Raw genomic sequence first — 13,053 nt, 5'->3', positions numbered from 1 at the left:
GTGATCGGCGGGACGATCCCCCTGATCGCGCCCATCGGCAAGCGCACCCAATCGTTCTCGGCCATGCCGCGCCAGCAGACGAAAGCGACCCGCGCGCCCGGCTTGAGCGCACGGCGCATATTAGCGAACGCCGCCGTCGGATCGTCGAAGAACATCACTCCGAAGCGCGAGAACAGGATGTCGAACGCGCCTTCGGGCAACTCGGTGCTGCTGGCGTCGGCCACCTGGAACAGGGCCGGCGTATCCTGCGGCGTTAGCGCGCACGCTCTGCTGATCAACGGTTCGGATATGTCCACGCCTAGCACATGGCCGCCCGCGCCAACGCAGTCGGCCAGATCACGAGTAGAGGTCCCCGCGCCGCAGCCGACGTCCAGTACGCGTTCGCCCGTGGCGGGCGCGGCTGCTTCGATCGCGGCCTGGCCGAACACCGCCATCATGGCATCGAGCCGAGCCTGGTTGGCGACCCAGTACTCCCCGCTTTGACCATTCCAGTCGGCGACTGGATATGCATTTTGCTCTTTCATGTGATGTCCTTGTTCTGATTCGTTTGTAACTAGGAGTGGTCGGACGAGACGCTGATGCTGGCTTCGGAGCATCTGGTTTTTTGACATGTGCGTCTTCTCAGGCACCGGGTGAACTGCGGGGCTAGCCGTCCAGTCGGTTTTCGATGACACCGGCCCGCACCCTTCAGAGTCCGATAGCCCGTGGCAACCGGGTAAGGGAATCTATGTCCTCAAACCAACATCGATTGTTGGGCGAAGATACCCGCCATCGCGCCCTGCGATGATGCCAGGGTGACCGAGGGCAAGAAGGGTGTGGCGAGGTCGCCGGCGGCGTAGATGCCGGGCATGCTGGTTTCGCGGCGCTCGTCGACCTTGAGGACGACGCCCACGGGTGTATCCACCGTGGCGAGGCCCAGTGATTCATGCAGGCTTGCGGACGGCTTGTTGCGTGGATGCGCGAACAGGATGTCGAGCGCGACATTGGGGCCATTATCAAGCTTGACGATGGCATTATGTCCCCCGAGATGGGTGATTTCGATGATCCGGCCATCGACGACAGGTATATGGCGGCGCGCCAGATCAGCCTGGATATCGGGCGGAATGTCGTGGCCATCGGCGAAGACCGTCAACGTGTCCGTCCAATCGTGGTACAGCCTGACATAGTTATGCGACTGCGGGCCGGACCAGACGAGGCCCCAATGCTGGCCGGCGACTTCAAAGCCGTCGCAATAGGGGCAAGGCACGATAGATGTGCCCCAGCTTTCGGCAAAGCCCGGAATATCAGGCATCTGGTCGACGACGCCATAGCTCAGGATCAGGCGGCGCGCCCCAAGGCTTTCGCCATCGCCAGTGAGGACGGAGAAATGGTCAATGGCTCCGGAAACGCTGTCGGCCCGCGCATTGACCAGCCTGATCGTGGGATAACGCGTAAGCTGCTGCCGCGCCTCGGCCAGGATTTCCAGCGGTGGCTTGTGATCGTGACCGAGCAGGCCGTGCGAGTGGCCGGCGAAGCGATTGCGCGGCAGGCCGGTATCGAGAACGGTAACCTTGCGGCGGGCACGGCCGAGCTGCAGGGCGGCGGCGATGCCGGCAAAGCTGCCACCGATGATGATGACGTCATTCATGGTGATGGACTCCGCGTTGTGGACGAAGGGAGATTGGTTTGTATGTTTAGGATACTCCTGAGTACCCTAATTTAAAAATTGGAATACTGTCAAGTACTGGAAATTTTATGACCGAAAACAGTCAAGGCCGGCGCGGCCGGCCCGCTAACGAGGCGCTTGGCCAAACGATAGTGGATGCCGCGTGCGAACTTTTTGTGGAATTGGGTTTTCAAGCGACGACAATGGACAAGGTCGCTCAGCGGGCGAAGATATCCAAGCTAAGCATCTATAGGCACTTCGAGAACAAAGAGGCGCTGTTCAGCGCGGCCATCGCGGCCCACTGTCATCAGTTTGCACCACAGGCCCTTTTTGAAGGCTTCGATGGTTCGGCCGAAGATCAGCTGATGGCGGTGGGATCAACCCTGCTTCGCACTCTGTTGAGCCCGGACGTGCGGAGTGTCGAAGCCATGATCATGGCCGACAAGACTAATCAAAAATCGTTAAGCAAGCGTCAATACGAAGCCGGCCCCGCCTATGTCATCGCCCAAATAGAGACCCTGTTGCGTCAATTGCATGCGAAGGCGGTTCTGAACGTGCCTGACCCACTGCGGTCCGCCCGCTTGTTTGCCGCGCTTTTCAAAGGGTCTGATCTGTTGATTATCGCGCGCTTCGATGAGGCGAGAGCAGAGGACGACAACGAAATCGAATACTATTGCCGGTCGGCCGTCGACATGTTCATCGCCGCGCACGGTGGCAACGACCATGCGGGCGAATAAGCATTTGATTGCTCCGGGCAGCTTGGCTTCGGCCAAGGTGGCATAAATCAAGACAATTTATCTTTTTTCCAACGATAAAAGACGCTCGCATTTACCGCGGTCCAAGCATCCAGCCTGGATGCGGTCGACTGCTCTCCGGTGGTGGCCGTGTCCGAGTTCAGGTGATCTGAAATCCGGCTTTTTCAACAGAGTCGGACGATTCCTGCCAGGTGGCCGGAGGAACTGCGCAGGCAAGCCGGAAAGAGATTCATTGTAGAAGCAGGCTTGACCGTTACCGCAACGGTCTTATGAAACGTTTGCATGATCATCGAGGTAATGGCAGTTCCGTGGTGTATTTGATCTGCTCCATCGCAAAGCTCGAAGTGATGTTGGACAGCCCCTCGGTAGAGGTAATCAGTTTCTTGTAAAAGCTGTCATAGGCCGTGATGTCGTCGACCACCACCCGCAGCATATAGTCCCACTCGCCGGACATCCGATAGAACTCCATCACTTCCTCGAACTGCATTACCGTCTTGGCGAAGGTCTCCAGCCAGAGACTGTCGTGACGCTGAGTCTTCAGCTGCACGAACACCGATAACCTGAGGCCTAGCCGGACCGGATCCAACAGGGCCACCTTGGCCCTGATATAGCCGCCTTCCTCGAGCTTCTTCATGCGCTTCCAACAAGGAGTGGTGGAGAGGTTGACGGCCTCGGCGAGATCCTTCAGGGAAAGAGATGCATCGCGTTGTAAGAGCGAGAGGATATGACGATCAAAACTATCCATTCTACTTAACATCCTAATTTGTAGAAAAATTTTCTATAAATTACGTTGAATCATAGCAAGAAGAAAATCTTTTTTTCGCCGGCCAGAAGTAAGATTTATCCCCATACAACCTGCCCGGAGAAACCCGAGATGAACAAGAAAATCATCGCCACCCCCGTTGCCCCTCAGGCGATCGGCCCCTATTCGCAGGCTGTAAAATGCGCAGATACCCTTTACGTTTCCGGCCAGATTGCTCTCGACCTGCACATGCAGATGGCCGACGGCATCGAGGCGCAGATTCGGCAAGTCTTCGCCAACCTTGAGGTCATTCTCGAAGAGGCCGCGATGAGCTTCGCCGATGTAGTCAAACTGAATATCTACCTCACTGACCTGAGCCACTTCGCCCTGGTTAATGGGGTGATGGAGGAGCTGTTCGCCAAGCCCTATCCGGCGCGCGCGGCGATCGGCGTCAGCAGCTTGCCGCGAGCAGCGCTGGTGGAAGTGGACGCGATCGCTGTAGCTGCATGCTGAGCCGGAGTCAGACCACGATGAATTACTGGATCCGCACGGCCATCAGGAGTATTTCCTGCGACCTGCTACGTTCCGCCGACACCCACATTCACAAGCTGGACATTCCGGGCTTGAGGGGCGTCGACATTTATCTCAAGGACGAGAGCACCCATCCCACCGGCAGTCTCAAGCATCGGCTGGCACGCTCGCTGTTCCTGCACGCCATCTGCAGCGGCAAGGTCCGCGAGGGCACCCATGTGGTCGAGGCCTCCTCGGGTAGCACGGCCGTGTCCGAAGCCTATTTTGCCAAACTGCTTGGCCTGCGCTTCACAGCGGTCATGCCGCGCAACACCGCCAGCAAGAAAATCGAACAGGTCGAGCAGCTCGGCGGACACTGCCACTTCGTCGATCACGCGTCCCATGTCTATGCCGAGGCAGAGCGCCTGGCGCGCGAAAGTGAAGGCCACTACATGGACCAGTTCACCTACGCCGAGCGGGCGACGGACTGGCGTGGAAACAACAATATCGCCGACAGCATCTTCCAGCAGATGGCCGGCGAGCCGCACCCCGTTCCCCACGCAATTGTCATGAGCGCCGGCACCGGCGGCACCTCTTCGACCCTCGGCCGCTACATCCGCTACAAGGGCCATGACACCCGGTTGATCGTGGTCGACCCGGAAAACTCGGTGTTCTATGAAAGCTACCGCACCGGCGACTCATGCCTCACCAGCGACCATGGCAGTCGCATCGAAGGCATCGGCCGCCCTCAGGTTGAGCCGTCCTTTCTGCCGGACGTGATCGACGACATGCTCAAGGTGCCTGACGGGGCCAGCATCGCCACCCTGTACTGGCTGGAAAAGCTACTCGGCAAGAAACCCGGCGGCTCCACCGGGACCAATATGTGGGGCGCGCTGAGCGTGGCGTTGCAGATGCAGGAGCAGGGACTGCAGGGGTCTATCGTGACCCTGATGTGCGATAGCGGCGAACGCTATCTGGACACTTATTACGACCGTGACTGGGTCGCGCGCAGCATTGGCGACATCACACCCTATGCCAAACAACTCGATCGCTTTCTATAGCCCACGCAAGGCCACCCAGACCATGAGCCAGACCAGAAACAAATTTTCCACCGAGGTGATCCACGCCGGCGAACAGGCGAGCTACGCCGACAATACGCTCTTCCCGGCCCTCGTCACCTCAAGCTCATTCAGCAAGCGCGGCCTGGACGACAATCCGCAGTACGCCTACGGGCGGGTCGGCAACCCCACCCGTCATGCCTACGAGACTTGCATCGCCAGGCTGGAAAGCGGTCATGGTGCGACGGCCTGCGCCTCTGGCATGGCCGCAACTGCCAGCGTGCTTGAGCTACTGCCCAAGGACTCCCATGTGATCGTGATGGCCGGCGTTTACGGCGGTACCTTCCGCCTTATGCAGGACTACCGCAGCAAGACCTCCGGGCTGCAGGCCAGCTATATTGACCTTAACGACCTTGAGGCACTGGCGGCCAGCCGCCGCGAGAACACCCGGCTGATTTGGATCGAGACACCGACCAACCCCTTGTTGCAACTGGTGGACCTTGTGCCAGTGAGCGAGTTTGCCCGCGCCCACGGCATCCTGACCTGCGTCGACAACACCTTCTGCTCGCCCTGGAACCAGCGTCCTATCGAATACGGCGTAGACCTGGTGATGCACTCGGCGAGCAAATACATAGGTGGCCACTCCGACCTGATCGGTGGCGTGGTGGTGGCGGCTGATGAGCAACTGTTCGCCCGCCTGCGCGCTATCAGCATGGCCATCGGTGCGGTTCAGGGGCCGTTCGACTGCTACCTGGCCCTGCGCGGGTTGAAAACCCTTGATGTGCGCATGGAGCGCCAGTGCAGCAATGCGGCAAAGATCGCCAGCTACCTCAGCACCCACCCACAGGTCGAGCAAGTGTTCTACCCGGGGCTGGAAAGCCATCCGCAGCATGCCCTGTGCAAAAGCCAAATGCGCACCGGCGGCGCGGTGGTCTCGCTGAAACTTGCGGCAGACCGCAAGGCAATGCCCCGGTTCATCGAGCAGCTGTCGATCTTTGTGCTGGCCGACTCCCTGGGCGGGGTGGAAAGCATGATCAATCACTCCTACAGCATGTCGCACAATTCCTTGAGCCATGAACAGAAGATCAGCCTCGGCATCACCGAGAACCTGGTCCGCCTGTCCATTGGACTGGAGCACGTCGACGACCTGATCGCCGACTTGAAGGCAGGCTTCGAGCGGCTGCGCGACACCCGCGTCGACTGACCGAGATTCCCGATCCCCTCAGCCTCCAGGGTTCAGCAAGCCTTGGAGTCAGACGCTAACAAAACCAACAATAAGCAATCCAGAAAGGGTGTAAGCAAGATGTTTGATTTCGGTATTTGGACCATCATGCCCCCGATAGTGACCATTTTCCTCGCGGTGTTCACCCGCCAGGTCATCTTGTCGCTGCTCGCAGGGGTGGTTGCGGGTTTTTTGGTTCTTTCGAACTTCCAGATCGGCAACGGCCTGGGCAGTTCGGTGCAAGGCATGGTGGATGTGTTCAAGTCTGAGGGGGCGGTGAAAACCATTCTCTTCGGTCTGATGGTTGGCGGCGTCATCCATCTCGCCCGCATCACTGGCGGCATGGAGGGGCTGGTCAGGCTGCTGACCGACAAGGCGCGCATCGTTAAGGGCCCGGTCAGCTCACAGCTGCTGGGGAGCGCTATCGCCGGGCTGATCTTTATCGAGAGCAACCTCGCGTTGCTCACCGCCGGCACCGTGACCGGCGGCTTGTCGAGCAAGTATCGGGTTTCCCGTGAACAGATGGGCTACGTTATCCAGAATACTGGCCTGAGCGTATGGTCATCCGTCCTGTTCAACGGCTGGGGCGCAGCAATGATGGGAGTGATCGCAGTGCAAGCCGGTAAGGGCTTCATCAGCGGAGAGCCATTCAGCATCCTGGCGCACGCCATCGTCTACAACTTCTTCGCCTGGATCACCTTTGCCTTCGTCCTGCTCAGTATCTTCACCCGTTTCTCCTTTCCCGCCATGCGCCGCGCCAACATGCGTGCAGCCCAAGGTATCGAGTTGCGCGAAGGTGCCATACCTCTGGTGACAGAGCTCAGCCCGGTACAACAAGGCCGAGCGCCTTGTACCTCAAACCTGTTGTTGCCGTTGCTGGCGATGATCGTCAGCGTACCAGTGGGTCTGTATATCACCGGTGACGGCAGTATCAGCAAAGGCTCGGGCTCCACTGCAGTGCTCTGGGCGGTGCTGGTGGGTCAGGTGGTTGGGGCGATCCATTACATCCTGGTCAAGCGTGTGTTGAGCGTGGACCAGTATTTCCGCGAGCTGCTGATTGGCTACCAGTCGATGGTCCCGCTGGGTGTGGTCATGACCCTGGCCTTTCTGATCGGCAATGTGTGCGGCGAACTGAACGTTGGCGGCTACCTCTCGGAGCACATCAATGGCTATGTGCCGATGAGCTTGAGCGCCGCCTTCGTGTTTATCGTTGCCGGTGTGATTTCCCTGTCAACCGGGACGTCCTGGGGCACCTTCTCGATCATGATTCCAATCGGCATCCAGATCGCCGCGGCCTCAGGGGCCGATCCCTACTTGATCATCGGTGCAGCCATCTCAGGTTCGATTTTCGGCGACACCGTTTCACCGATCAGCGACACCGGAATCGTGACCTCGATGGCCACTCGCAACGACCACATGGACCATATGAAAACCCAGCTGCCGTACTGCCTGGCTGCGGGGCTGGTTGCGCTGCTGCTGTACATCGCAGCAGGCGTGACCCAAACGAATTGAGAAGGGAAAAATGACGATGCCGTTTAACCTTGAACCTTTCTTCGACCCCGAGAGTTGCACCTATAGCTATCTGGTCAGCGACCTAATGACTCGTCGCTGCGCGATCATCGACCCGGTGCTCGACTACGACGCTGCCGCCGCGCGCATCTCCTACGCCAGTGCCGATCTCCTGGTTGAGCAAGTGCGCGACAACGGGCTTGTGCTCGAATGGATTCTGGAAACCCACGTGCACGCCGACCACCTCTCGGCCGCCCGCTACCTGCAAGGGCAACTGGGTGGACAGATCGGCATTGGCAATCGCATCCCTCTTGTGCAGGACACCTTTGCCAGGCTGTTCGACGCCGAAGATGGGTTCAGGGTAGACGGCAGTCAGTTCGACCGTCTGTTCGCCGATGGCGATACATTCCACATTGGCGCGCTGTCCGTCCGGGTGCTGCACACTCCCGGTCATACGCTGGCTTGCGTGAGCTATTTGATCGAAGATGCGGCATTCGTTGGCGACACCCTGTTCATGCCCGACTGCGGCACTGCCCGCTGCGACTTTCCCGGTGGCGACGCTCATCAGTTGTACCGCTCGATTGGCCGACTGTTCGAGCTTCCAGGCAATACCCGCCTGTTCATGTGCCACGACTACAAGTCCTCCAGTCGTGACCAGTACTGTTACCAGACTACTGTTGCCGAAGAGCGCGCGCTCAACATCCATGTTGGCCAAGGCGTCGATGAGGCTGGTTTCGTCACCCTGCGCACAATACGCGATAAAACCCTGGGCCAGCCCAGACTGCTGTTGCCGTCAGTTCAGATCAATATGCGTGCCGGCGAGAGCCCCCCGGCGCAAGCCAATGGCATCAGCTACCTGAAGACTCCGCTCAATGTGTTCTGAATCGCTATTTAGCGTTCAGGCAGCACGATATGGACAACAACTTTCAAGAGTCGAATTGGCATGCAGGTCACTACCCACAGTAAAGATTTTTCAACAACCGCTCAAGTATCCCCGGAAGATCTGCACGAAGCAGTCAAGCTAGGGTTTCGCTCAATCATCTGTAACCGACCCGATCATGAAAGTGGAACGGATCAACCTAACAGTGCGGCCATTCAAGCCGAAGCCAAACGACTGGGTCTTGAGTTTGCCTATCTTCCGGTTAAGCCTGATGCCATCAGCGACCGTGACGTACTGGATTTTGGCCGACTACTGGACAGCTTGCCAGCACCCGTATTGGCCTTCTGCCGCACCGGTAATCGCTCAATCCGGCTCAGCCAAAAAGCGTCTGCGAGCACTCGAACCAAAGCCTCTATTGGCGTCCCCGATATCACCGTCGACATCCTTGTTATTGGCGCCGGGGCGGCGGGCATCGGCATCGTGGCAAGCCTGCTCAGGCGGGTTCCGGATCTACGAATCACGCTGGTTGAGCCCAATGAGCAGCATTACTACCAACCGGCCTGGACGCTGGTCGGCGGTGGAGCGTATGACGTGCGCAAGACCGCCAGGCCCATGTCGCAAGTCATTCCGCGCGGCGCCACCTGGATCAAGGCCGCTGTGGTCGAGGTCCTGCCGGACAGTAAACGCCTGAAGCTGAACAACGGTCAAAGTGTCGCCTATCAAAACCTCATCGTTTGCCCAGGGCTGAGGCTGGCCTGGGAGAAGATCGAAGGGCTGGAGGAATACCTGGGCAAGCATGGGGTGACGTCCAACTATCGCTATGATCTTTGCGACTACACCTGGCAGCTCGTGCAGGGCTTACGCCGCGGCAAAGCCCTGTTTTCCCAGCCCGCTATGCCGATCAAATGTGCCGGTGCCCCGCAAAAGGCGCTTTACCTGTCCTGTGATCACTGGCAAAAATCAGGTGTCTTGCAGGACGTGGACGTCGAATTCAATCTCGCTGGCGCCACCCTGTTCGGGGTGGCCGCCTTTGTCCCGCCACTGATGAAGTACATCGACAAATACCAAGCGCAGCTGGTGTTCGGCTCGAACCTGGTCAAAGTCGACGGTCCGGGCAAAACCGCCTGGTTCGAAAGCAGGGACGAGCAGGGTACCCTCAGCCGGCACGCCAAACGTTTCGACATGCTTCACGTGGTGCCGCCGCAGGTAGCTCCAGACTTCATTCGCTTGAGCCCCCTGGCGGACGCCGCCGGCTGGTGCGAGGTGGATCCAGGGACGCTGCAACACAGCCGCTACCCTGAGGTATTCGCTCTGGGGGATATCTGCTCCACCAGTAACGCCAAAACTGCTGCCGCAGCCCGCAAGCAAATCGTCGTCGTGGCCGAGAACCTCCTCGCGCTGCGTCGCCACCAGCCCATGCCGCTGCGCTACGACGGGTACGGGTCGTGCCCACTCACGGTGGAGAAGGGCAAGGTGGTGCTGGCTGAGTTCGGCTACGGCGGCAAATTGCTGCCTTCCTTTCCCCTGGATCCGACGGTCGCCCGGCGTGCTGCCTGGTTCCTGAAAGCCAGGTTTCTGCCGTGGTTTTACTGGAACGGCATGCTTAAAGGCCGTGAGTGGCTGACGAGCCTCTCCAGGCCTGAGTGAGGGGCGAGCATGCTACTGAGTGGAATGTTCGGTATAGCCATCGGTATCATCCTTGGCCTGACCGGTGCCGGGGGCGGCATTCTGGCCATCCCGGCGCTGGTGATTGGCCTGGGCTGGTCCATGACGCAATCAGCACCTGTGGCGCTTTTCGCCGTCAGCGCCGCCGCCACATTAGGGGCTATTGATGGCCTCAGAAAGGGCCTGGTGCGCTATCGCGCCGCGCTGCTGATGGCGCTGTTAGGTGCTGTCTTTTCGCCCTTGGGAGTGTTCTTTGCTCATTCACTGCCCGACACTGTGCTGATATCGCTTTTTAGCGTGGTGTTGGTCGTTGTGGCGATACGCATGATTCGACAGGCCTGCAGCACTCAGTCTGAAAACAGAGGCGATGAGCCGCGCTGGCAACACAAAAACTGCATGCTCAACCCACAGACCGGTCGCCTGCGCTGGACCCTGGAATGCTCGACCACTCTGGCCATCGTTGGCTCGGTTTCAGGGCTGCTCACGGGGATGCTCGGCGTGGGTGGAGGGTTCTTGATCGTACCTGCATTCCAACAACTGACTGATATCAGGATGCATGGCATCGTGGCCACTTCGCTCATGGCCATCGCCTTGATTTCAGCCTCTGCCGTGACAGGCGCATTGTTGGCCGGTGCCCACATCACCGCGGCCGGCGGCATGTTTATCGCCGCCAGTGTGGTCGGTATGCTACTGGGCAGAATCCTCTCCCCGAGGCTGCCCGCCAAAGTCATTCAACTGGGCTTTTGCGCCGTGTGCGTTGTGGTTGCAAGCTACCTGATGCTCAAAACCTGGATGTAGAAAGCCCACCGGGGTTAGCCCTGTTCAACCCTTTAGGACGTTCGAGTGTTGAACCGCAACCAAGTCTCGTCCTGCTTCTCATTTTTTCCCTGCCAAGACCTGCTGCTCATTTCGATCATTAAGTTGTCAGTTTCGGTCATTGAGCGGCCGCTGGACTGCTCATAGTCTGTAACCCATGACAGAGGGGCGCCAAAGAGCGCTCACACTTTTCCGTGATCGCTCGTTGTGGAGTTACCGATGACCGCCGCTCATTACCCGCACCTGTTGGCCCCGCTGGACCTGGGTTTTACCACGTTGCGCAACCGCACCCTGATGGGTTCGATGCACACCGGCCTTGAAGAAAAACCAGGTGGTTTCGAGCGCATGGCGGCGTACTTTGCCGAACGTGCCCGGGGTGGGGTCGGCCTGATGGTCACCGGCGGTATCGGCCCGAACGATGAGGGTGGCGTCTACTCTGGCGCGGCCAAGCTGACGACCGAGGAAGAAGCGCTCAAGCACCGTATCGTTACCCGTGCGGTGCACGAGGCGGGCGGCAAGATCTGCATGCAGATTCTCCACGCCGGCCGTTACGCGTATAGCCCGAAGCAGGTCGCGCCAAGCGCCATTCAAGCGCCGATCAACCCGTTCAAGCCTAAAGAGCTGGACGAGGAAGGCATCGAGAAACAGATCCGCGATTTCGTCACCTGCTCGACCCTGGCGCAACAGGCCGAGTACGACGGCGTCGAAATCATGGGTTCGGAAGGTTATTTCATTAACCAGTTCCTCGCGGCCCACACCAACCACCGCACCGACCGCTGGGGCGGCAGCTACGAAAACCGCATGCGCCTGCCGGTGGAAATTGTCCGTCGGGTGCGTGAGGCCGTTGGCCCGAACTTCATCATCATTTTCCGTCTGTCGATGCTCGATCTGGTCGAGGGCGGCAGTACCTGGGACGAAATCGTGCTGTTGGCCAAGGCCATCGAGCAGGCGGGTGCGACGATCATCAACACCGGTATCGGCTGGCACGAAGCGCGAATTCCGACCATCGCCACCAAGGTGCCGCGTGCGGCATTCAGTAAAGTCACCGCCAAGCTGCGCGGTTCGGTGAACATTCCGCTGATCACTACCAACCGCATCAATACCCCGGAAGTGGCCGAGCAGATCCTGGCCGAAGGCGATGCCGACATGGTGTCCATGGCGCGGCCGTTCCTCGCCGACCCTGACTTCGTCAACAAGGCTGCTGAAGGCCGCGCTGATGAAATCAACACGTGCATCGGTTGCAACCAGGCGTGCCTGGACCACACCTTCGGCGGCAAGCTGACCAGTTGCCTGGTCAACCCGCGTGCCTGCCACGAAACCGAACTCAACTACGTGCCGGTCCGGCAGGTCAAGAAGATCGCTGTGGTCGGTGCCGGTCCTGCGGGGCTTTCCGCCGCCACCGTGGCAGCCGAGCGCGGCCATCAGGTGACGCTGTTCGATTCGGCCAGCGAGATCGGCGGTCAGTTCAACGTGGCCAAACGTGTGCCGGGCAAGGAAGAGTTCTTCGAGACCCTGCGTTATTTCGCTCGCAAATTGCAGACCACCAACGTCGAGGTGTGCCTGAACACTCGCGTGGATGTGGCGAAGCTGGTTGAGGGCGGTTTCGACGAGATCATCCTGGCGACGGGGATCGCGCCAAGGACTCCGGCGATTCCGGGCGTCGAGAACGCCAAGGTTTTGAGCTACCTGGACGTGCTTCTGCAACGCAAGCCTGTAGGCAAGCGCGTAGCAGTGATCGGTGCCGGCGGCATCGGCTTCGACGTCTCGGAATTCCTCGTTCACCAGGGCCAGGCCACCAGTCTGAATCGCGACGAGTTCTGGAAAGAGTGGGGCATCGACACACACCTCCAAGCGCGCGGCGGTGTGGCCGGGATCAAGGCTGCACCCCATGCACCGGCCCGTGATGTATTCCTGCTGCAACGCAAGAAATCCAAGGTCGGCGACGGCTTGGGCAAGACCACCGGCTGGATTCACCGCACCGGTCTGAAGAACAAGCAGGTGCAAATGCTCAATAGCGTCGAGTACTTGAAGATCGACGATGAAGGCCTGCACATTCGCATCGGTGAAACCGGTGAGCCACAAGTATTGCCGGTGGACAACATCGTGATCTGCGCCGGGCAGGACCCGCTGCGTGAGCTGCAGGATGGCCTGCTGGCGGCGGGCCAGAACGTGCACCTGATCGGCGGCGCGGATGTCGCGGCGGAGCTGGATGCCAAGCGGGCGATCAATCAGGGTTCGCGGTTGGCGGCTG

12 protein-coding genes and 1 pseudogene are annotated in these 13,053 nt (G+C 59.4%); 10 read left to right on the top strand and 3 right to left on the bottom strand.

Annotation, left to right across the window (positions count from 1 at the left end; translation table 11 throughout):
- Together D8U69_RS08535 and D8U69_RS08530 are read right to left on the bottom strand one after the other, a co-directional pair.
- Positions 1 to 524: class I SAM-dependent methyltransferase (locus D8U69_RS08535; protein WP_130907115.1), on the bottom strand; the 524-nt coding region annotated here is incomplete at its 3' end.
- A 209-nt stretch (positions 525 to 733) separates the two neighbouring features.
- The gene (locus D8U69_RS08530) at positions 734 to 1,627 is read right to left on the bottom strand and encodes an NAD(P)/FAD-dependent oxidoreductase (protein ID WP_130904251.1); all 894 of its coding nucleotides are present in this window, start codon (positions 1,625 to 1,627) and stop codon (positions 734 to 736) included.
- A gap of 107 nt (positions 1,628 to 1,734) precedes the next feature.
- On the opposite strand from D8U69_RS08530, the gene D8U69_RS08525 reads away from it, so the two are divergent.
- The gene (locus D8U69_RS08525) at positions 1,735 to 2,382 is read left to right on the top strand and encodes a TetR/AcrR family transcriptional regulator (RefSeq protein WP_130904252.1); all 648 of its coding nucleotides are present in this window, start codon (positions 1,735 to 1,737) and stop codon (positions 2,380 to 2,382) included.
- A 304-nt stretch (positions 2,383 to 2,686) separates the two neighbouring features.
- Here the strand turns inward: D8U69_RS08525 and D8U69_RS08520 are convergent, their stop codons facing one another.
- Complete coding sequence (locus D8U69_RS08520; protein WP_130904253.1) at positions 2,687 to 3,145, bottom strand: Lrp/AsnC family transcriptional regulator; 459 nt, start codon at positions 3,143 to 3,145, stop codon at positions 2,687 to 2,689.
- A gap of 129 nt (positions 3,146 to 3,274) precedes the next feature.
- Here D8U69_RS08520 and D8U69_RS08515 point away from each other — a divergent pair, with 129 nt between their 5' ends.
- The 9 genes and pseudogenes from D8U69_RS08515 to D8U69_RS08480 form a co-directional block, all read left to right on the top strand.
- The gene (locus D8U69_RS08515) at positions 3,275 to 3,655 is read left to right on the top strand and encodes a Rid family detoxifying hydrolase (protein WP_130904254.1); all 381 of its coding nucleotides are present in this window, start codon (positions 3,275 to 3,277) and stop codon (positions 3,653 to 3,655) included.
- Positions 3,656 to 3,672: 17 nt separating this feature from the next.
- Entirely contained in the window at positions 3,673 to 4,713 is a 1,041-nt protein-coding gene (locus D8U69_RS08510) for a PLP-dependent cysteine synthase family protein (protein WP_130904255.1), read from the top strand.
- A gap of 22 nt (positions 4,714 to 4,735) precedes the next feature.
- Positions 4,736 to 5,914, top strand: a complete 1,179-nt coding sequence (locus D8U69_RS08505) for a PLP-dependent aspartate aminotransferase family protein (protein WP_130904256.1) — start codon at positions 4,736 to 4,738, stop codon at positions 5,912 to 5,914.
- A gap of 126 nt (positions 5,915 to 6,040) precedes the next feature.
- Positions 6,041 to 7,444, top strand: coding sequence for a Na+/H+ antiporter NhaC family protein (locus D8U69_RS08500; RefSeq protein WP_241667812.1), 1,404 nt, complete (start codon positions 6,041 to 6,043; stop codon positions 7,442 to 7,444).
- A gap of 16 nt (positions 7,445 to 7,460) precedes the next feature.
- Positions 7,461 to 8,324, top strand: coding sequence for an MBL fold metallo-hydrolase (locus tag D8U69_RS08495; RefSeq protein WP_130904292.1), 864 nt, complete (start codon positions 7,461 to 7,463; stop codon positions 8,322 to 8,324).
- A 60-nt stretch (positions 8,325 to 8,384) separates the two neighbouring features.
- Positions 8,385 to 8,693, top strand: a pseudogene (locus tag D8U69_RS29995) (TIGR01244 family sulfur transferase); the annotation flags it as partial.
- 42 nt (positions 8,694 to 8,735) lie between these two features.
- Entirely contained in the window at positions 8,736 to 9,968 is a 1,233-nt protein-coding gene (locus tag D8U69_RS08490; RefSeq protein WP_347238262.1) for an FAD/NAD(P)-binding oxidoreductase, read from the top strand.
- Between the two features lie 9 nt (positions 9,969 to 9,977).
- Positions 9,978 to 10,784, top strand: coding sequence for a sulfite exporter TauE/SafE family protein (locus tag D8U69_RS08485; protein WP_130904259.1), 807 nt, complete (start codon positions 9,978 to 9,980; stop codon positions 10,782 to 10,784).
- Positions 10,785 to 11,021: 237 nt separating this feature from the next.
- Positions 11,022 to 13,053: NADPH-dependent 2,4-dienoyl-CoA reductase (locus D8U69_RS08480; RefSeq protein WP_130907116.1), on the top strand; the 2,032-nt coding region annotated here is incomplete at its 3' end.

Origin of the sequence: Pseudomonas sp. Sample_16, assembly GCF_004307665.1 — a bacterium.
Taxonomy (GTDB): domain Bacteria; phylum Pseudomonadota; class Gammaproteobacteria; order Pseudomonadales; family Pseudomonadaceae; genus Aquipseudomonas.
This window is presented reverse-complemented; position numbering and strand designations above follow the sequence as displayed.